This window comes from Streptomyces sp. NBC_01476 (genome assembly GCF_036227265.1).
In the GTDB taxonomy this organism is placed as follows: Bacteria; Actinomycetota; Actinomycetes; order Streptomycetales; family Streptomycetaceae; genus Actinacidiphila.
In genome coordinates, this window is the sequence record NZ_CP109446.1 from 2932685 (window position 1) to 2953395 (window position 20711).

At 73.1% G+C, this 20711-nt stretch carries 13 protein-coding genes and 1 pseudogene; 6 read left to right on the forward strand and 8 right to left on the reverse strand.

Features of this window, described 5'->3' with window-relative positions; all coding sequences use genetic code 11:
* Positions 1-187: 187 nt before the first annotated feature.
* Positions 188-1192, forward strand: coding sequence for a helix-turn-helix domain-containing protein (locus tag OG552_RS13135; protein ID WP_329132461.1), 1005 nt, complete (start codon positions 188-190; stop codon positions 1190-1192).
* A gap of 17 nt (positions 1193-1209) precedes the next feature.
* Here the strand turns inward: OG552_RS13135 and smpB are convergent, their stop codons facing one another.
* The 4 genes from smpB to ftsE form a co-directional block, all read right to left on the reverse strand.
* Positions 1210-1689, reverse strand: coding sequence for an SsrA-binding protein SmpB (gene smpB / locus OG552_RS13140; RefSeq protein ID WP_329132463.1), 480 nt, complete (start codon positions 1687-1689; stop codon positions 1210-1212).
* An 18-nt stretch (positions 1690-1707) separates the two neighbouring features.
* Positions 1708-2994: a S41 family peptidase gene (locus tag OG552_RS13145; RefSeq protein WP_329132464.1), complete on the reverse strand. Its 1287-nt coding sequence runs from the start codon at positions 2992-2994 to the stop codon at positions 1708-1710.
* Between the two features lie 123 nt (positions 2995-3117).
* Positions 3118-4035: a permease-like cell division protein FtsX gene (ftsX, locus tag OG552_RS13150; protein ID WP_329132466.1), complete on the reverse strand. Its 918-nt coding sequence runs from the start codon at positions 4033-4035 to the stop codon at positions 3118-3120.
* 42 nt (positions 4036-4077) lie between these two features.
* Entirely contained in the window at positions 4078-4767 is a 690-nt protein-coding gene (gene ftsE / locus OG552_RS13155; protein ID WP_329132468.1) for a cell division ATP-binding protein FtsE, read from the reverse strand.
* Positions 4768-5124: 357 nt separating this feature from the next.
* Here ftsE and OG552_RS13160 point away from each other — a divergent pair, with 357 nt between their 5' ends.
* Positions 5125-5316, forward strand: coding sequence for a hypothetical protein (locus OG552_RS13160; protein ID WP_329132470.1), 192 nt, complete (start codon positions 5125-5127; stop codon positions 5314-5316).
* Between the two features lie 183 nt (positions 5317-5499).
* Here the strand turns inward: OG552_RS13160 and OG552_RS13165 are convergent, their stop codons facing one another.
* From OG552_RS13165 to OG552_RS13180, 4 genes and pseudogenes are all read right to left on the reverse strand, one after another.
* Entirely contained in the window at positions 5500-6375 is an 876-nt protein-coding gene (locus tag OG552_RS13165; protein WP_329132472.1) for a hypothetical protein, read from the reverse strand.
* A 249-nt stretch (positions 6376-6624) separates the two neighbouring features.
* The gene (gene prfB, locus OG552_RS13170; protein WP_329132474.1) at positions 6625-7743 is read right to left on the reverse strand and encodes a peptide chain release factor 2; all 1119 of its coding nucleotides are present in this window, start codon (positions 7741-7743) and stop codon (positions 6625-6627) included.
* A 1313-nt stretch (positions 7744-9056) separates the two neighbouring features.
* Positions 9057-10361 (reverse strand): annotated as a pseudogene (locus OG552_RS13175) (serine/threonine-protein kinase); the annotation flags it as partial.
* A gap of 222 nt (positions 10362-10583) precedes the next feature.
* A complete protein-coding gene (locus OG552_RS13180; protein WP_329132476.1) occupies positions 10584-12311 on the reverse strand; it encodes a serine/threonine-protein kinase in 1728 nt (575 codons plus the stop codon).
* A 639-nt stretch (positions 12312-12950) separates the two neighbouring features.
* Here OG552_RS13180 and OG552_RS13185 point away from each other — a divergent pair.
* From OG552_RS13185 to OG552_RS13200, 4 genes are all read left to right on the forward strand, one after another.
* Positions 12951-16622 carry an FtsK/SpoIIIE domain-containing protein gene (locus OG552_RS13185; protein WP_329132478.1) on the forward strand — a complete coding sequence of 1224 codons (3672 nt, stop codon included), beginning with the start codon at positions 12951-12953 and terminating at the stop codon, positions 16620-16622.
* 155 nt (positions 16623-16777) lie between these two features.
* Positions 16778-18202: an ABC transporter substrate-binding protein gene (locus tag OG552_RS13190; protein WP_329132480.1), complete on the forward strand. Its 1425-nt coding sequence runs from the start codon at positions 16778-16780 to the stop codon at positions 18200-18202.
* A 6-nt stretch (positions 18203-18208) separates the two neighbouring features.
* Complete coding sequence (locus tag OG552_RS13195) at positions 18209-19603, forward strand: carbohydrate ABC transporter permease (protein ID WP_443070922.1); 1395 nt, start codon at positions 18209-18211, stop codon at positions 19601-19603.
* Positions 19600-20529, forward strand: a complete 930-nt coding sequence (locus tag OG552_RS13200) for a carbohydrate ABC transporter permease (RefSeq protein ID WP_329132482.1) — start codon at positions 19600-19602, stop codon at positions 20527-20529. The genes OG552_RS13195 and OG552_RS13200 overlap by 4 nt, the downstream gene beginning before the upstream one ends.
* Positions 20530-20711 lie beyond the last annotated feature (182 nt).

Below are 20711 nucleotides of genomic sequence, written 5' to 3' on the forward strand. Positions count from 1 at the left end.
CGGCAGCCGCAGCCGGCTGCCGGGGTGGGCGGGCCGGATCGGGGCCCGCCCACCCGCCCTCACCCGTAGAGCAGTTCACCCCTCCACTCACCCCTCCACCGCCCGGCACCCGGAAACCACCAGGGTGCCGGGCGCGGTGTGTAGTACCGTGCCCTCCGTCGAGCCGGTGGCTTGCGAGGAGGATTCCATGGCTCTGCAGGCTGCCGGGATCACCGAGGCCGAAGAGGCCGTGTACCGACTGCTGGTGACCACCGACAGCGCCTCGGCCGAGGAGATGGCGGACCGCTCGGAGCTGCTTCCGGACGAGATCCGGGCGGCGCTGGCCGGTCTGGTCGCCAAGGCGATGGTCAGTCCCACCGACGGGCGGCCACCGCGCTACCGGGCCAACCCGCCCGATGTGGCCCTGCTGCCGCAGCTCCAACGCCGTTCCGACGCCCTGGACTTGGCGCGCTCGGCGACGGCCGGCCTGCTGGAGACCTACCGGGCCGCCACCCGCCGCCGCGACGCCGGGCTGCTGATCGAGGTGGTCACCGGGTCCGAGGCACTCCGCCAGCGGCTGCGCCAGATCCAGGCGAACGCCCGGGACGAGATGCTCTGGTTCTGCAAGGCGCAGTTCGTGGCGATGCCGTCGGGCAGCAACCGGGCCGAGTACGAGGCGCTGGAGCGCGGGGTGCGCTACCGGGTGCTCTACGAGCGGGCGTTCTTCGACGACGAGGGCGCGGTCCGCAATGTCGCGGAGGGCGTACGGGCCGGTGAGGACGCCCGCGCGGTCCCGCACCTGCCGCTGCGGATGGCGGTGGCCGACCGGCAGGTGGGGATCGTCCCGCTGGTCCCCGGCGGCCCCAACGGCAGCCCCGAGGAGCCGACGACCGCCCTGGTCCGCGACAGCAGCCTGCTGGAAGCGCTCATCGCGCTCTTCGAGCAGTACTGGGAGGACGCCGTGCCGCTGCTGGTGGACGCCACCGGCGCGGTCACCGGCACCGAGGCGGTGGGCGCCGCGGACCCGCTGACCACCACCGACCGGCGTCTGCTGTCGCTGCTGGTCGCGGGCGTCGCGGACAAGGCCATCGCCACCCAGACGGGGCTGAGCCGGCGCACGGTGCAGCGCCGTATCCAGCAGATGATGGTGCTGGCGGGCGCGGCGACCCGCACCCAGCTGGGGTGGCAGGCCGCCCGCCGCGGCTGGCTCTGAGCGGGCGGGCGGGCCGCTCAGGCGCGCTGGCGGCGGCGGACCGCGGACATCGCGCGCTCCGACTCGCGCCGGTCCTGCTTCTCCCGCAGCGTCTGCCGCTTGTCGTACTCCTTCTTGCCCCTGGCCAGCGCGATCTCGACCTTCGCCCGGCCGTCCTTGAAGTACAGCGCGAGCGGCACGATGGTGAAGCCGCTCTCCTGGGACTTCTGGACCAGCTTGTCGATCTCCGACCGGTGCAGCAGCATCTTCCGCTTCCGGCGGGCGGTGTGGTTGGTCCAGGTGCCCTGGGTGTACTCCGGGATGTGCACGTTGTGCAGCCACGCCTCGCCGCCGTCCAGCTGCGCGAAGCCGTCGACCAGCGACGCGCGCCCCAGACGCAAGGACTTGACCTCGGTGCCGGTCAGCACCAGGCCCGCCTCGAAGGTGTCGAGGATGAGGTAATCGTGTCGCGCCTTCTTGTTCTGCGCGATCATCTTGCGACCCGTCTCTTTTGCCATAGCGGGCCCATTGTCCCACTAGGAGGGGGCTCCGAGGCCAGCGAATACCTCGTGGCTGTCGGCGACCGGGTCCTGGCCGTCCGGCACGGTCACATCCGGGGTGATGCCCTTGCCGTCCACGCCGCGGCCGCCGGGCAGGTCGTAGTGCCCGACGGTCAGCTCGGCCACCGAGCCGTCCGGCAGGGTGCTGGGCATCTGCACCGACCCCTTGCCGAAGGTCCGCGACCCCATGACGACGGCCCGCCCGCGGTCCTGCAGCGCGCCCGCCAGCATCTCCGCCGCGCTCATCGTGCCGCCGTCCACCAGCACCACCAGCGGTACGGCCGTGTCGCCGCCGGGGGCCGCGTACAGCGCCTGCTGCTTGCCGTGCACGTCATAGGTGGCGACCAGGCCGCCGTCGAGGAAGACCGAGGCGGTGGCCACCGCCTCGGTGACCAGACCGCCGGAGTTGCCGCGCAGATCGAGCAGGACCCCGTGCGGGGCGTCCTTGGCCGCCGCGGCGACCTGCTTGCCGACGCCGGCCGAGAAAGCGTCGATGGTGATGACGGTCGGCCCCTTGGCGGGCCGGGTGACCGTGACGGCTTCGGTGGTCAGGGTGGCGCGGTGCAGGGTGTACGTCGTGCTGACCTTGCCGCGCCGCACGGAGAGCACGACCTGGCTGCCGGGCACGCCGTTGCCGCGCAGGTCCGCCACGACCTCGGTGACCGCGAGGCCGGTGCACTTGGTGGCGCCGATGGCGGCGAGTACGTCGCCGACCCGGATGCCGGCCCGCGCGGCCGGACTGCCGCTCTGCACCCGGGCCACCTCGATCCGGCCGCCGTCGATCCGCCGCACCCACAGCCCCGTGCCCACGTATTTCCCGTCGAGCGCCTGCTGCAGGCCGGCGTACTCCTGGGCGGTGTAGAAGGACGACCAGCGGTCCCCGCTGCGGCTGACGAGCTTCTGCACGGTCGCCGGGCCGACGTCCCCGTCCTGGATCTCCTGGGCGATGCGGCCGGTGTCGAGGAGGGGCGCCTTCCTGGCGCTGTCCCGTGCGGCGTCCGTCCCGGCCTTCCCGGCGCTCTCGCCGTTCTTGCCCGCTTCCTCGCCGGCCGCCTTCGCCGGGCCCTGCGCCGCGGTGCCGGGGCCGCCGTGCCCCGTGCCGGTCACCGACTCGGCCGCGATCCGGGTGCCGGGGGTGCGCTGGGCCGGTTCAGTGAGGCTGCCGGCCGCCGCGCCGGTCGCGAGCATCGTGCCGAACACCAACGTCAGGGTGGCCCCGCGGCGCATGCGGCGGGGCGTCCCGAACAACGACGGGCCGGACATGGCCGGAAGTCTAGGCCAGAAAGGGGCGCCACACGGAAAGTCGCGGCTACCCCGGACCCGGGGCAGCCGCAACCGTAAGGTCCCGCTTTGGGCCGGCTTCGGCCCGCTGTGCGCGGACCGGGGTCAGACCCGCAGGTAGCGGCGCAGGGCCACGAAGGCGGCGATGGCCGGCATGATCAGCCCGATCAGCAGCACCAGCGGCAGGACGCCGACGACCGGGCCCCAGCCGAGGAACGACACCGTCTGGATCTTGTCCTGGAGCCGGAGACCGGCGTCGATCAGGAAGTACCGGCCGGTGAGCAGCATCACACAGGCCAGCCCCGCGCCCACGAGTCCCGCGAAGGCGGCCTCCATGATGAACGGCATCTGGATGTAGAAACTGGAGGCGCCGACCAGCCGCATGATCCCGGTCTCCCGGCGCCGGCTGAACGCCGAGACCCGGACGGTGTTGACGATCAGCAGCATGGCGACGGTGAGCATGAAGGCGAGCACGACATAGGCGACCCGGGTCATTCCGTTCAGCAGTCCGAAGAGGCTCTCCAGCACTTGTCGCTGGTCCTCGACGGACTGCACCCCTGGGTGCCCGGTGAACGCGCTGGCGATGACCGCGAACTTCGTCGGGTCCTTCAGCTTGATCCGGTAGTTCTCCTGCATCTGGTCCGGGGTGATCGAGCTGTAGAGCGGCGAGTTCTTGAACTGCTGCTGGGCGTTCTTGTACGCGCCCTCCGCCGACTCGTAGTAGACCTTCTCCACCACCGGCAGCTTCTTCAGGTCGGCGAGGATGCTCGCCTTCTGGTCGTCGGTCACCGCGCCCTTGGCGCAGTTGGGCGTCGTCACCGCGTCGCCCTTGTTGCACATGTAGATGGTGACCTGGACCTTGTCGTACCAGTAGCCCTTCATCGCGTTGACCTGCTTGTTGACGAGCAGGGCACCACCGGTGAGGGCGAGCGAGAGCGCCACCGAGATGATGACCGCGAAGGTCATCGTGAGGTTGCGGCGAAGACCGACGCCGATCTCCGACAGGACGAACTGGGCGCGCATGGTGTCAGGTTCCTTCCAGGGGCTGGTGGCTGCGGCGGACAGTCAGTGCTGGTAGCCGTAGACACCGCGCGACTGGTCGCGCACCAGTCGCCCCTTCTCAAGTTCGATGACGCGCTTGCGCATCTGGTCGACGATGTTCTGGTCGTGGGTGGCCATCACCACGGTGGTGCCGGTCCGGTTGATCCGGTCCAGCAGGCGCATGATGCCGACCGAGGTCTGCGGGTCGAGGTTTCCGGTCGGCTCGTCCGCGATCAGCAGCATCGGGCGGTTGACGAAGGCGCGGGCGATGGCCACACGCTGCTGTTCACCACCGGAGAGCTCACCGGGCATCCGGTCCTCCTTGCCGGCCAGGCCGACCAGGTCGAGCACCTCGGGGACGGTCTTGCGGATGGTGCCGCGGGGCTTGCCGATCACTTCGAGGGCGAACGCCACGTTCTCGGCGACCGTCTTGTTGGGAAGCAGCCGGAAGTCCTGGAAGACGGTGCCCAGCTGGCGCCGCATGTGCGGAACCTTCCAGTTGGAGAGCCGGTTCAGGTCCTTGCCGAGGACGTGCACCATGCCGGTGTCCGTACGCTCCTCGCGCAGGACCAGCCGCAGGAAGGTCGACTTCCCGGAGCCGGACGAGCCCACCAGGAAGACGAACTCCCCCTTCTCGATCTCCAGCGAGACGTCCCGCAGGGCAGGACGGTTCTGCTTGGGGTAGGTCTTGCTGACGCTGTCGAATCGGATCACGTTCGCACCAGGTTTGCGGGGTGAGCGGACAGGGGATGTGGGGGCGACACTACGCGACCGCGCGGAGGGCGCGCAGTCGCCGTCGGAGGTTGGTGGCCTTGCCCACAGGGCATCATCGGACAAACCCGTCATTGCCCCCGGCGGCCGGTTCCGCGCCGCCGCCGTCGCGCGGTTTCCTGTGGGGGCGCCGAATCCGCCGGAACCTGGCACAGTGGAAAGTGCGTGTACATGGAGTGGACGCGACAAGGTCCACCCCGGGATCCGGAGAGATCCGCGGCGGGCCCGCGGCGTAGGACCGCACCCCCGAGGGAACCATTTCCGCACCGGGGGCGTTCACCGGACGGAGGAGGAGATCGCATGACGTGCGACCGACTGGTGTGTGCGAACTGCGCCGGCCCGGTGAGCGAGGGCCGTTGCCCCGTGTGCCGCGCCAGCCGCGCCCGCATGGAACGTGAGAACGGCTGGTCCTCCATCACCCCGGCGGCGCTCATCGCCTTCCTGGTGGCCCTCCTGGCGCTCGTCCTCGTCGTCGAGCACGCCACGGCCTGACGGCCCGCCCTCTGCCGCCTGCATCCGCCTGACACCGCCGCCAAGGGCATGCGCCCCTCGTCCGCGGGCCGGCTCAGCGAGCATCAGCGGACAGCGGCCTCCAGCGGACAAAGGCGGGGCCCGGAACGCCGAACTGCGTTCCGGGCCCCGCCTTTTGGTGTGGTGCGCCGCTGCGCGGGTGCGTCAGGCGGCGTCGCGGCGGCCGGCCAGCCGCGGGGACAGGCGGAAGCCGACACCACCCGCGATGAGGGTGGCGGCGCCGAGCAGGAGGTACGTGGTGCCGCTGGAGCCGGTCTCGGCGAGCTGGCTCGTGGTGGCGCCCTGCGGCACCTGCTGGGTGTTGTCGGTGCCGGGGTTGTTGTTCCCGCAGTCGACGCTCTCACCGGTCAGGGTGCAGGTGTTGTCGTTACCACCCGTGGTGGACGAACCACCGGACGTGGTCGTCGTGCCACCCGAGGTCGAGCCGCCGGTGGTGGAAGAACCACCCGTGGTGCTGGAACCGCCGGTGGTGGAAGAACCGCCGGTGGTCGTGGAGCCGGTCGTGCCGGTCCCGCCGGTGGTGGTCGTCGTGCCACCGTCAGTGGTGGTGGCACCGCCGTCCGTCGTGGTCGCGCCGCCGTCGGTGGTGGTGGCACCCCCGTCGGTGGTGGTCGCACCGCCATCGGTCGTCGTGGCACCCCCGTCCGTGGTCGTCGCACCGCCGTCGGTGGTGGCGCCGCCGTCCGTCGTGGTCGCGCCGCCGTCGGTCGTCGTGGCACCCCCGTCGGTGGTGGTCGCACCGCCATCGGTCGTGGTCGCGCCACCGTCCGTGGTCGTCGCACCGCCGTCGGTGGTGGCGCCGCCGTCCGTCGTGGTCGCGCCGCCGTCGGTCGTCGTGGCACCCCCGTCGGTGACGCCGCTCGTGATCCCACCGATGGTGTCGTCGTCCAGGGCCTTGATCTGGACACCGTTGGTGGACGCGGCCTGGGCGACGCCGACCGCGGTCAGGGAGACGCCGGCCGCGATGACCGCGGCGGCACCTATGCGGGCTACGCGCAGCCGTGTGTTGCGCTTGCTCATGAGTCAAGTACCCCCAGTAGATGTCTGCTTCAGGCTGCGCGGCCACGGAGGAGTGTGGTGCTGCTGGGAGGATCGGTGCGCTCGCCCCCGTGCGCTTACGCCTCGATCGTGCGCATGCCGCGCAACACCCTCGTGGGTTTCACGGGGAGCGTCAAGGCGGTTACGCGTGGGATGGCCGAATTGGCCCGGTACGACCGGGAGTTCGCTACATCACTGTGACATCGGAAGTGCGTGAGGCGGCGGAGAGGCTTAGGCCGCGGCCTTCTCATGGGACTTGCGCCAGCGGATGCCCGCCTCGATGAAGCCGTCGATGTCGCCGTCGAGGACACCCTGGGGGTTGCCGACCTCGAAGTCGGTGCGGAGGTCCTTGACCATCTGATACGGGTGCAGGACGTACGAACGCATCTGGTTGCCCCAGGAGTTGCCGCCGTCGCTCTTGCCGAGCGAGTCCATCAGGGCCTGCTCCTCCTGCCGGCGGCGTTCGAGCAGCTTCGCCTGCAGGACGTTCATCGCGCTCGCCTTGTTCTGGATCTGGGAGCGCTCGTTCTGACAGGAGACGACGATGCCGGTGGGCAGGTGGGTGATCCGGACCGCGGAGTCCGTGGTGTTGACGCCCTGGCCGCCGGGGCCTGACGCGCGGTAGACGTCGACCCGGAGCTCCGACTCGTCGATCTCCACATGGTCGGACTGCTCCACGACCGGCAGCACCTCGACGCCGGCGAAGGACGTCTGGCGGCGCCCCTGGTTGTCGAACGGGGAGATCCGCACCAGGCGGTGGGTGCCCTGCTCGACGGAGAGGGTGCCGTAGGCGTACGGCGCCTTGACCACGAAGGTGGTGGACTTGATGCCTGCCTCTTCCGCGTACGAGGTCTCGTAGATCTCCGTGGCATAACCGTGCCGCTCGGCCCAGCGCAGATACATCCGCTGGAGCTGCTCGGCGAAGTCCGCGGCGTCGACACCGCCCGCCTCGGCCCGGATGTTGACCAGGGCCTCACGGGCGTCGTACTCGCCGGACAGGAGGGTGCGCACCTCCATCTCGTCGAGCGCCTTGCGGACCGACTCCAGCTCTGCCTCGGCCTCGGCCTGCGCGTCGGCGTCGGCCTCCGCCTCGGCCAGCTCGAAGAGGATCGACAGGTCGTCGATCCGGCCGCGCAGGGCCTCGACCTTGCGCAGCTCGGCCTGGAGGTGGGAGAGGCGGCTGGTGATCTTCTGCGCGCTCTCCGGGTCGTCCCACAGGGACGGCACCGCGGCCTGTTCCTCCAGCGCGGCGATGTCGGCCCGCATCCGGTCCAGGTCGAGGACAGCCTCGATCGACCCCATGGTGGAGGAGAGGGACTTCAGTTCTTCGGATACATCGACGATCGCCACGCATCCAGCCTACCGGCTGGGCGAACGGACCCGTTTCCGTTGTCCACAGGCCCGCTCCCCACGCGGCGCCCGCGACCCTGCGAAGACCCCCGCCCCTGCCCGGCGGAGGCCCGCCGCTCCCCCCTGCACGGCGCCGCGCAGCCCGCCCGGGTGGGAAGGGCCCGGGGGCGAGGGGCCTCAGGCAGACGCGGTCGCCCGCACCAGCCCCGGCGGAACAGCCCGCCGCTCCCCTGCACGGGGCAGCCCGGTCCGTCCGGGCGGGAAGGACCCCGGGGCCGGGGGGCCTCAGGCAGACGCGGTCGCCCGCACCAGCCCCGGCAGAACAGCCCGCCACTCCCCTGCACGGCGCCGCGCGGTCCGTCCGGGCGGGAAGGACCCCGGGGCCGGGGGCCTCAGGCAGACGCGGTCGCCCGGACCAGCCCGCCCTTTTCCGTCCGGGTGAACAGCTGCAGTGTCCGGTCCGCCGCGGCAGCGGCCACCGCTCCCGTGCCCCCGCCGTCCGGCAGCGCCTCCGCCGGGCCGCTGCCCGCGGACTGCGCGCCGCCCGCGAAGACGTACAGCCGGTTGCCCGCGGCCACCGCCTCGGGCCGGTGGCCGGCCGCGTCCAGGCCGTCCACCACCAGGGACGGCCGCCACGCCCCGCCGGAGTACGGCAGCCGCAGCACCGCCCCGTCCGCCTTGCGGACCACGAAGGCGTCCAGCGTCCCGTCGGAGCGCGAGACCAGCGCAGGCGCCGCGGTGATACGGCCTGCGGTGGGGACCAGCGCCCAGGCGTTCCAGCGGCCACCGACCAGCGAGGCGGTGACGAGATCGCCGCCGACCCGTCCGACGAGGTCGACCCGGCCGGGCGCGGAGGAGGCGGCGGCGGGCGCGGCGTCGAAGTGGGTGCGCTCGTCCACCTGGGACCAGTTGTTCCACAGGCCGGCCGTGAAGGTACGGCGGTAGAGCAGGCCGTCGGTGCCGAGCGAGAAGAGGTCGATCCGGCCGGGCCGTGCGGAGGCGACGGCGGGGTCGTCGGCGGTGCTTATTCCGGTCAGCCGGTGCCACTGGCCGTAACCGGAGCCGTCGTGGACGACGTACCAGACGTTCTTGTCGGCGCCGCGCGCGAAGACGTACGTCGCCCCGTCCATGACCAGCGCGCGGGGGCCGCCGGTGAGCCGGACCGCGGGGGTGGGGACGTCCCGGTAGGCGGTCCACTGCGGCAGGGCGACGGGCGCGCCGGTCACCCCCTGCGGGGAGGGCGCGCCCGCGGTGGGCGCGGCAGGGGTGGTGTCCTGGTCGGAGGTCGCCGAGGTCGCGGAGGGCGAAGGGGACGGGCTCGGCGGCTGGTCGTCACGGGAGGTGCCGGAGCCGGCCGCGCCGTTGGAGCCCGCGGCGGCGATGCCCCAGCCGCCGAGCCCGGCCACCGCGAGGGCCGCGGCGGCGGCCGCCGCGACCTTGATACGGCGCTGGCGCAGCGCGTCGGAGACCGCGCGGTGGCGCGGGCCGGCCGGCCGCCCGGCGGCTGAGGCCCGGCCCTTGGCGCCGCGCCCGGAGACCCGGCCGACCGCCGCCAGCTCGTCGGCCGTCGGCAGCTTGATGCTGGTGTGGGTGTCCCGGCTGGAGTCCGGGGCGGCGCCCCGCACCAGGGGTACGGCGCCGCGCTTGCGGTCGGGTTCAGGGGCGGCGCCGGTGCCGGGACCGTGGCCGGGCGCGAAAGGCGACTCCCGCGGCTCGGCGGGGGTGCCGTCCCCGTACGGGGTCTCGGCGGCGGCGCCGTCGGCGCCGGGCGCGGCCACGTCGAGGGCGGGCACCCCGGCCAGGGCGGGCAGCAGGCCGCGCAGCCGGGTGCCCAGCTCCCCGGCGGTGAGCCGGGAGGCGGGCGCCTTGGCGAGGCACTGGGCCAGCACCTGCCACAGCTCCCCCGGCAGGCCGGGCAGCGGCTGTACGGTCTCGGTCACGTGCCGGCGCAGCACCGCGCCCGGGTGGCCGCCGCCGAAGGGTGTGAAGCCGGCCAGCAGTTCGTAGAGCACGGTGGCCAGGGCGTAGATGTCGACCGAGGCACGCGGCGGCAGGCCCTCGATGATCTCCGGGGCGAGGTAGTCCGGGGTGCCGATGATCCGGGTGGCCCGGGTCCGGCGCGGGGAGTCGACCAGCCGGGCGATGCCGAAGTCGGTGAGCAGCGCGGGCGGGGCGCCGCCGGCGCCGGGCGGCGCGGCCGAGTCAAGCAGCACGTTCTCGGGCTTCACATCGCGGTGCACGACGCCCGCCGCGTGCGCCGCGGCCAGGCCGTCGGCGACATCGGCGGCGATGGCGACCGCGGCCTGCGGGGCCAGCCGGCGTTCGCGTTCGAGACGGGAGCGCAGGTCGGTGCCGCGGACCAGGTCCATCACCAGGGCCAGGTCGGCGCCGTCCACCACCAGGTCGCGGATGCCGACGATGTGCGGGTGGTCGAGCGAGAGCAGCGCGGTGCGCTCCTGGACGAAGCGGCCGACGAGGTCCTGGTCGGAGGCGAGGTCCTCGCGCAGCAGCTTGATCGCGACCGGCCCCTCAGGGCCCTCGCCGAGCCACACCGTGCCCGCGGACCCCCGCCCGAGCACCTGGTGTGCGGTGTACCGGCTGCCGATCTTCCTGGCCAAGGCTGCTCCGACTCCTCCGAAGGTCCGTCGCGTTGGCGACAAAACTACGCGGGTCAGCGGCTGTTCGGGGTACGTGCGGGCGGTGCGGAGGCGTATCGGCGGAGAAATCACCCTCTGGAAGTCGACAAATCGCCAACCTCGGTACCTTCGGCGGGGATTGACGGCCCGTAAGGGCGGCGCGAACGGTCCCGGGCGGCTCGCGGCCGGCCCGGGACCGGCAGCTCAGGAGTTGCCGGAGCCGCCGCTGGAGTCACCGGTGATCGCGGAGAGCTTGTCCCAGACCGTGCTCACCCAGCTCGACGAGGCGTCCCACAGGTTGCGGGTGCTGTTCACCCAGTCGGGCAGCGGGGTGGTGTACCAGATCAGGACGAAGATCACGACGACGACGAGGATCACCATCAGGCAGCCCTTGAGGCAGCCGAGACCGGGGATCTTCATCGGGTTGGCGGTGCGGCCGCGCGGTTCGCGGCCCCTGGGCGCCTCGGGCGCGGGCGGCCGTGCGGCCGGGGCCGGGGGCTGCCGGCGCTCGTACGCCTGCGGCTCGTACCGCTGCTGCGGCTGCGGGCGGCTCGGCGGCGGGGGGGCCGCACGGCGCTGCTGGGGCTGCTGGGCGCCCTGCTGCGGATAGCCGTAACCCTGCCGGCCCGGCTGCCCCTGCTGCTGCGGCCTGCCCTCGTACTGCTGCTGCCCGTACGCCTGCGGCGGCTGCTGGCCCTGCGGCCCGGGGCCCTGCTGGCGGCGCGGGCGGCGGCGGAGCGGGTCCTCCTCGGGAGGAAGGTGCTGCTGGATCTCGGTCTGCTCGTTGCGGTGCCGGGCCGCGCTGAGCTGCGACTCCCACGGGTGCGGGCCCTGCGGCGGCTGGGGCGCGGCCTGCGGGGCGGGCGGGAGCAGCCGGGTGCCGTCAGGGGTGCGGTCGGACGCGCGGGAGTCGTTCGGCAGGACGCTGGTGACCGCGTTCGGGTCGTAGGAACCCGCACCGGACGGCAGCACCTGCGTCGGGTCGGAGGAACCCGCACCGGTGTCGGGCACCAGCGTCGGGGTCTGGTCCGGGCCGAGCAGGCCGCCCACCCCGAAGGCCGCCTCGGCCTGGGCGGGCGTGGCGTGCACCCCGACGCCGGCGGCGACCACCCGCAGCGCCCGGGCCAGATTCTCCGCGCTGGGCCGCTGGGTGGGCTCCTTGCGCAGGCACCGCTCGATGACCGTCCACAGCGGCTCGGGGACATTGCCGGGACGCTCGGGCGCGTCGTTGAGGTGGTGGTGCAGCACCTCGATCGCGCTGTCGCCGCGGAACGGCGGCCGGCCGGTGACCAGCTCGTAGAGCAGGATGCCGGCGCCGTAGATGTCCACCGCGGAGGTCTGCGGGCGGCCCTGCGCCGACTCGGGCGCGACATAGGCCGGGGTGCCGACGAACTCGTGGGTCCTGGTGACACCCGGGGAGTCCGCGAGCCGGGCGATGCCGAAGTCGGTGAGCATCGGGTGCATCCGCTCGGTGCCGTCCTCGCCGGTGACGGTGGCGAGCAGCACATTGGCGGGCTTCAGGTCCCGGTGCACCACGCCGTCCGCGTGGCTGGCGGCGAGCGCGTCGGCGACGGTCGCGGTGAGCAGGGCGGCGCCGATCGGCGAGAAGGGGCCGTTCTCCCGCAGGTAGCGGTACAGATCGGGGCCGTCGATCAGGTCCATGACGAGGGCGAGCAGGTCCCCCTCGACGACCAGGTCGCGGACCCGGACGATGTGCGGGTGGCGGAGCCTGACCAGCACGGACCGCTCGCGCAGGAAGCGCATCACCACGTCCGGGTCGCCGGCCAGCTCTTCCTTGAGCACCTTGACCGCGACGGCCTCGCCGGGCACGACGGAGCCGTCCTCGGCACGCACCCGGCCGCGCCAGACGGTGCCTGTGGCGCCGCGTCCCAGCGGCTCCTCCAGGAGGTACTTGCTGCCTACCGGCCGCACGTCATGCGCTCCCTAGCTCCGTAGTGGCTCGTCCGTCCGGTCGTGTGTCCGGTCGTACCGCGTTCCGGTCGTACTGGTCGTACTGGTCGTACTGGTTGTTCCGGTCGTACTGGTTGTTCCGGTCGTTTCTCGTCGCCGCCGGTTTCCGCGGCCTTCTGCGGCTTCCGCGGCTTCTTCGCCGTCAGCGTCCTGTGCACTTGTGCGTCCTGCCCCGGCTGCCGCCCGGTACCGCGGTCGGACGGCAGGTTCTGCTGTCATGCCACCGCCATACCGCCGCGGCGCCGCCCGGCTCCGGCAAGCGTAGTGCCGCCGGACCGGAAGGCGTCGGGGCGGCGCCGCCGGAAAGCGGTCCGCCCCGGCCGGATCCGCCCGCGGGCCGGTGACCGCGAGTCCCTGGTAGGACGCGGTCACCGGGCGCTTGGTTGCCCCGCGGACTTCGGTCGTTTCCCGTACCGGAACGGACATGGGATGATCGCCCACCGATCGATCAAGATCACCGGGGGCGGGACCGGCGGCGAACTGTCGGTGGCGGGTGGGAGGATGCATCCGTTGTACGTCGACGCGCCCGTGCGCGGCCGGGGAGGGACTTCCCTTTCCGGACGTGTGGCCCGGGCCCGGGGAGAAGGGACCGCGGACGAGATGCAGATCCGGCTGACCGTCCTCGGGCCGCGCAGCGGCCGGGCCGCGCGTGGCTGCGACGTGCTGATCACGGCGCCCGCGGGCACGGCGCTGGGAGCGGTGTCCGGGGCCCTGGCGTCCGCCGCAGGGTCGGGACAGCCGGGGGGCAGGTCCGGGGGTTCCTCGGTGGTGCTCTACGCCGGCACCGAGCGGCTCGCACCGACCGCCGTCCTCGGGGTCCCGCCGCTGGTGGACGGGGCGCTGGTGTCGCTGCACAGCCCCGCCGAGCAGTACGGCGAGGGCGCCGGCCCGACGGACCACGGCCAGTACGGGCGCTTCGGGGAGTACGGCCGCCCGCCGGCCGGCCTCCCCCGGCTGCACGTGGTCGGCGGCCCCGACGCGGGCGGTGTCCACCTGCTGCCCGGCGGCCAGGCCCGGATCGGCCGCTCGGCGGACGCGGACGTGCCGCTGGACGACCCGGACGTCTCCCGCCTGCACTGCGAGGTCACCGTCGGCACCGACGGCGAGGTCACCGTGGCGGACCTCGGCTCCACCAACGGCACCAAGCTCGCCGGCCGGGCGGTCGGCGAGCGGCCGGTGGTCTTCCCGCCGGGAGCGCTGCTCGGGATCGGAGAGTCCACCCTGCGGCTGGCCGCCGCGCACGCACCAGAACCGGCGCCGCTGCCTTCGGTGCCGGACGCGGACGGCCACCTCAGGGTCTCGCTGCGCGACGAGGACGCGCTTCCGTACGAGAAGGCGGTGCCCTCGTCGGAGGCGGCGACCTTCGGCCGCGGCTTCGCCACCCCGGAGTCGGGTCTGACCGCGCTCGCGGTACCGGAGGACGCCGCGGACCCGGAGGGGCGCCGCCGGGCCACCGGGGAGCGCGCCCGCGGCGGCCACGGCCAGGGCGAAGCCGCGGGTTCCGGGGTCGCGGGCGCCATAGGAGCCTGGGCCAAGCGCCGTATCCGCGGCGGACGTCCGGCGGCCGGGCCGGTCCCGACCGCGGCGGACGACGGCGAGGCGGAGGCGCTGCGCGAGCGGTGGCCGGACCCGGCGACCGTCCTGCTGACCGCGCTCGGCCCCGGGCGGCGGCTGTGGGAGCGGGGCACCGGGCACCCGGACGCCCTGACCGTACGGCTGGGGACCGCGGACCTGCTCTCCGGGGACGGTGCGCGGCAACTGCCCGACGTCCCCTTCACCGTGGACCTGCGGGCGCCGTGGAGCAGCGCGCTGACCCTGGCCGGGCCGCGCCCCCGGCTGGCCGGGCTCGCCCGGGCGGTGCTGGCCCAGCTCTGCGCGCTGCACTCGCCCGCGGCCCTGGAGATCGTGCTGATCAGCGCGGACCGCTCGCGCGGGGCGGACCAGCGGGCCGAGGAGTGGTCCTGGCTCAACTGGGTGCCCCACCTGCGTCCCGCGCACGGGCAGGACTGCCGGCTGCTGCTCGCGTTCGACCGCGACCAGGCGGAGTCCCGCACCACCGAACTCACCCGCCGCCTCGAATCCGGCCCGCTTGGCCCCCGCTGGGCCGCCGCCCCGGCCCCCGAGGTGGCCGCCGCGACCGCCGCCTACGACGGCCCCTTCACCGTCCTGGTCATCGATGGCGACCCCGGCTCCGTCGCCCTGCGCGAAACCGTCGCCCGCCTGGCGGCCTCCGGCCCGGCTTCCGGCATCCACGTCCTGTGTCTCACCGAGACCGGCGAACGCCCGGTGATCTCCACGGGGTTGCTGGCCCGCCTCTCCGGCGACGTCTCCACCACCCTCCACGTGACGCCTGCGGCGGGCCCGGCGGGCCGTCCCGGCGAAGCCGGCCCCCGGAACGACCCGCAGGCCGCGGCCGGCACGGGCCCGGCGGACGGCCGGGGGCGTACGCCGGCCCGTACGGGCACGGACGGCCCGGCTGCCCCCGGCTGGGAGCCTCCCCAGACCACACCCGGCATCAGCACCGGAACCCCCGGGTCCACCGCCGGCCAGAACCCGGCGGACAGCCGGGAGCGTACGCCGGCCGCAGGCGCAGGGGGCCGCACGGGCACCGAAGGCCCGGCTGCCGCCGGCTGGGAGCCGCCGCCGACCACACGCGGCACCGGCCCCGGAACCCCCGGGTCCACCGCCGGCCAGAACCCGGCGGACAGCCGGGAGCGTACGCCTGCCCGTACGGGCACGGACGACACGGCTGCCGCCGGCTGGGAGCCATCGCAGACCACACGCGCCACCGGCCCCGGCACCCCCGGGGCCACCGCGGGCGCGGGAGATCGTGCGGGCGGGGCGGGGGCCGCGTATGGGGACCGTACCGGTGCCGGGCAGGGCACCGCGCTGGTCAGCCCCCCGGAGGGGATCGTCGTGGATGCTGTCTCCGCCGCCTGGGCGGAGCACTTCGCGCGGGCGCTCGCGCCCTTGCGGGAGGCGGAGGCGCAGGCCGGGGGGACGAGGTCGCGGCACGCGCTGCCGGTGACCGTACGGCTGCTGGACGAACTCGACCTCGCGCTGGCGACGCCCGCCAGGATCGGGGCGCGGTGGGCCGAGGCACCGGCGGCGTGCGCCGCGGCCGGTGCGGTGCTCGGCAGGGGCGCCGGCGGCCGGGTCGTGGTGGACCTGGTGGCGGAAGGACCGCACGTCGCGATCGGCGGCGCGCCCGGCGCCGGAAAGACGGAACTGCTGCGGTCGTTCGCCGCCGCGCTGGCCGCCGGCGAACGGCCGGACCGGCTCGCCCTGGCGCTGGTGGACGGCGCCGGTGGCGAACGCGGCGAGGGCCTGCGCCCGTGCGCCGACCTCCCGCACGTCTCGACCCATCTCGTCGCCGCCGACCCGGTCCGGATGCGGGAGTTCGCCCAGGCGCTGAGCTCCGAGCTGAAGCGCCGCGCCGAAGTGCTCGGCGAGCAGGACTTCGCCGCCTGGCACGCCGCCCGGCTGGTCACGGCGACGCTGCCGCACCAGGGCGGCACGGCCGGCCGCAAGCCCGCGACCCCGGACGCCGCCCGCTGGCCCGAGGGCCCGGTCGGCGACACGGCGCCCCGCGCGGACATCCCCCGGCAGAGCGGCGGCCCCGGGACGGCGCACGAACACGGTGCCGAGCAGGGCAGCGGCCGGCCCCCCGCCCTCCCCCGCCTCGTCCTCGTCGTGGACGACTTCGACGCCCTGGTCGCCCCCGCCCTCGGCAGCCCTGGCCGGCCCGCCGCCGGCAGCGTCGTCCGCGCGCTGGAAGCGGTCGCCCGGGACGGCGAACGCCTGGGTGTGCACCTGGTGTTCACCACCGGGCGCCCGGAGCGCACCGCCGGTACCGAGGCGGACGAGCGGGCCCGGCTGCGGATCGCGCTGCGGATGCCGGACCCGGAGTCGGCCACGCTGCTGGTGCACGTGGAGGATCCGGCGGGGCTGGACGACGCCGTGCCCGGCCGGGGCTATCTGCGCCGCCCCGGCGGCGCGGTGACACCGTTCCAGGCGGCCCGGGTCAGCACCCGTATCCCGCGGACCGCGACCCTGCGGCCCACCGTCGTACCGCTGGAGTGGGAGCGGATGGGTGATCCGCCGGCCCGCCGCCAGGTGCGTGAGCTGGGCAACGGCCCGACCGATCTCGCCCTGCTGGCCAGTGCGCTGGAGCGGGCCGCGGCCGAATCCGCTGCGGCGGCAGCCGAATCCGCCGACTCATCGGAAGAAGGCACCTTCTCCGCCGCGTCCCGGGCAACTCCCCTTATCTGATCGATCATCGCGTGGGTAAAAGATCAGCCAACCCACGGCATGTTTACCCCAAGATCACGGCATGGTCACGATGACTCGCGCGCTCCCCCGCCCTGTCTTGCGGGCCGGTTGACCCGGGCGTAGGACTGACGCCACGGGACTGAGGGGATGACCGAATGGCCACGTCAGCAAGGAAAAGCTCGCGCACAAGAACCGCACACGGAACCCGCAATCCGCGCACGCTCCGGACAGCGGTCGCCGTACTCGCCGCCGGCGCACTCGCGTTCACCGCGAGCGCCTGCGGCGGTGGCGGCGACAAGAAGGACGACACATCGGGCTCGCCATCGGCGAGTTCCCCATCGGCGTCCGCCTCCGGGCTGCAGCTTCCCGATCTGCACGGCCAGAAGATCGAGGTGGCCGCCGTCTGGACCGGCCCCGAGCAGAAGAACTTCCAGAAAGTTCTTGACGAGTTCGACAAACGGACCGGCGCGAAATCCACCTTCGTACCGACCGGCGACAGCCAGTCCACCTTCCTGGGCACGAAGATCGAGGGCGGTGCACCGCCTGACGTGGCCTTCCTCGCCCAGAACGGGGTGCTGCACCAATTCGCCGACAAGGGCTGGCTGAAACCGCTCGGCCCCGAGGCGCAGGCGCAGCTGACCCAGAACTTCTCGCCGGGCTGGCAGAAACTCGGCGCCTGGAAGGGCAAGCAGTACGGCGTGTACGCGAAGGTCTCCAACAAGTCGATGATCTGGTACAACAACGCCGCCTTCGAGAATGCGGGCGCGACCGTACCCACGACCTGGGCCGACTTTCTGAAGACCGCGGAAACCATCTTCGAGTCGGGCACCGCGCCGGTATCGATCGGCGGCGGGGACGGCTGGACGCTCACCGACTGGTTCGAGAACATCTATCTCTCGCAGGCCGGTCCGGAGAAGTACGACCAACTGGCCGCGCACCAGATCAAATGGACCGACCCGTCGGTGAAAGACGCGCTCACCACACTGGGACAGCTCTTCGGCAGGAAAGACCTGATCGCCGGCGGTACCAGCGGTGCGCTCGCGGCGGACTTCCCGAAGTCCGTGACCACCGTCTTCACCGGCAATCCGCCCGGCGCCGCGATGGTCTACGAGGCCGACTTCGTCTCGGCGTTCATCAGCGCCAACACCAAGGCGAAAGTGGGCACCGACGCCAAGGAATTCCCGTTCCCCGCGGTCGGCTCCGGGAAGGCGCCGGTGGTCAGCGGCGGTGACGTGGGCGTCGCACTGAAGGACAGCAAGGGCGCACAGGCGCTGCTGACCTTCATCGCCTCGACCGACGCGGCCAAGATCTGGGCGCAGGGCGGCGGTTACCTCTCGCCGAACAAGTCGCTCGACCTGTCGGCCTACCCGGACGACGTGCAGCGCGACATCGCCAAGTCGCTGATCGCCTCCGGCGACGACTTCCGGTTCGACATGTCGGACCAGGCACCTGCGGCCTTCGGCGGCACCAAGGGCCAGGGTGAGTGGAAGGACCTGCAGGACTTCCTCAGCAAGCCGTCCGATGTGGCGGGCGCGCAGGCGAAGCTGGAAGCGGACGCGGCACAGGCGTACGGGAGCTGAGGCCGGATGGCCGACGCCTCCGTTCCGGAAGCGGGGGGCGGCATCATGGGTGCCGCGCCGGTCGCGCCGGGTTCCGGCAAGGGACCCGGCGCCGCCCCGCCCCGCCTCCGCCGCAGCATCCTGGGCACCCGCCCCTGGGTCGCCGCCCTCTTCCTGCTGCCCGCGCTGATCCTGCTGGGCGCGCTGGTGGCCTATCCGATCGGCTTCACCGTCTACCGCAGCCTCTTCGACGCCGACGGCAGCGGCTTCGTCGGGCTGAAGAACTTCGGCACCGTCTTCAGCGACCACGGCATCCTCACCGCGGTCCGCAACAACGCGATCTGGGTGGTGGTGGCGCCGACCGTGGCGACCGCGCTCGGCCTGGTCTTCGCGGTGCTCACCGAACGGGTCAGCTGGGGAACAGCGTTCAAGCTGGTCGTCTTCATGCCGATGGCCATCTCGATGCTGGCCGCCGGCATCATCTTCCGGCTGGTCTACGAGCAGGACCCGTCGCAGGGCGTGGCCAACGCGGTGGTGGTGACGGTGCACGACACCTTCACCGACAACGCGGCCTATCCCGGGGCCCGGCCGCGCCCCGGCGGTGACCTGGTGCCGACCGCGGGCGGCTCGTTCACCTCCACGTCGACCGCCAGGGCGGACACATCGGCGGACCTGCCACTGGTCGGCATCCCGCAGAACAAGGTGCCGGCCGGCGCCCAGCAGGCCAAGCCGGCCGCGCAGCGCCCGGACGCGGTCACCGGCACCGTATGGCTGGACTTCCGGCCCGGCGGCACCGGCAGGCCCGGGGTGATCGACCCCGGCGAGAAGGCGCTGTCCGGGGTGAAGGTGCAGGCGGTCAAGGACGGCAAGGTGATCGCCTCGGCCAAGTCCGGCAAGGACGGCACCTATCAGCTCCCGGAGAAGGCCGCGGGCGCCCAACTGCGGCTTCCCGCCTCCAACTTCGCGGAGAAGTACGGCGGCATCAACTGGCTCGGCCCGGATCTGGTCACCCCGTCCATCATCGGCTCCTACGTGTGGATGTGGGCCGGCTTCGCGATGGTGCTCATCGCGGCGGGGCTGGCCGGAGTGCCGCGCGAACTGATGGAACAGGCCCGGGTGGACGGCGCCAACGAGTGGCAGGTCTTCCGCCGGATCACCGTGCCGCTGCTGGCCCCGGTGCTGGTCGTGGTGATGGTCACGCTGATGATCAACGTGCTGAAGATCTTCGACCTCGTGTACATCATCGCGCCCAGCAACACCCAGTCCAATGCCAACGTGCTGGCGCTGCAGCTGTATCTGTCGTCGTTCGGCGGCGGTGACGACCAGGGCGTCGGCAGTGCGATCGGTGTGATCCTGCTGCTGCTGGTGCTGCCCGTCATGATCTTCAACATCCGGCGGTTGCGCAGGGAGGGGCGGCGATGAGCGCGGACGCGACAACGGACGCGGCGGGTGTGCCCGGCCTGCGGGCGAAGGTGTCGGCGCCGGCGGGCCGGCCGCGGCGCAGTCTCGCCGCCCGGCTGGCGGCGCGGGCGAGCGGCGGGGTGCTGCGGATCGTGCTGCTGCTGGTGGCGCTCTTCTGGCTGCTGCCGACGATCGGGCTGCTGCTGTCCAGCCTCCGTACCCCGAGCGACATCTCGGCCAGCGGCTGGTGGAAGGTCTTCACCTCGCCGTCCCAGCTGACCGTCAGCAACTACCGCACCCTGCTGGACAATCACGCGATCACCGACTCGCTGCTGAACACGGCGCTGATCACGGTGCCGGCCACGGTGCTGGTGGTGGTGATCGGCTCGCTGGCCGGTTACGCCTTCGCGTGGATGGACTTCCGCGGGCGGGACTGGTGGTTCCTGGCGGTGGTGGCGATGCTGGTGGTGCCGGTCCAGGTGGCACTGGTGCCGGTGGCCCGGCTCTTCGGGGACATCGGCATCTTCGGCGACATCATCGGGGTGGTGCTCTTCCACACCGCGTTCGGGCTGCCGTTCGCGATCTTCCTGCTGCGGAACTTCTTCGCCGAGATCCCGCGCGAGCTGCTGGAGGCGGCGCGGCTGGACGGGGCGGGCGAGTTGCGGCTCTTCACCCAGGTGGTCATGCCGCTGGGCGGCCCGGCCATCGCCTCGCTGGGCATCTTCCAGTTCCTGTGGGTGTGGAACGACATGCTGGTGGCGCTGATCTTCGCGGACAGCGGCTCGCAGCCGATCACGGTGGCCCTGCAGCAGCAGGTCCGCCAGTTCGGCAACAACATCGACATCCTGGCGCCCGGCGCCTTCGTGTCGATGGTGATCCCCCTGGTGGTCTTCTTCGCCTTCCAGCGGCAATTCGTCTCCGGCGTGATGGCGGGGGCGGTCAAGTAGCCCCCCGGGGCCGCCCGGCCGGGGCGCAGGCAACCCCGTCCCGGCGGGTGAGCCCCGGCCCCCACCGCGGCGCCTGACGGCACTCCGAGGCGGACCCCGAGGCGTCGGGGTCCGCCAGCCGGAGGGTCGGGCGGGGGCGTGAAGTGGCCGCCGCGGGCACGGGCGGGCACTCCGGGGCAGGG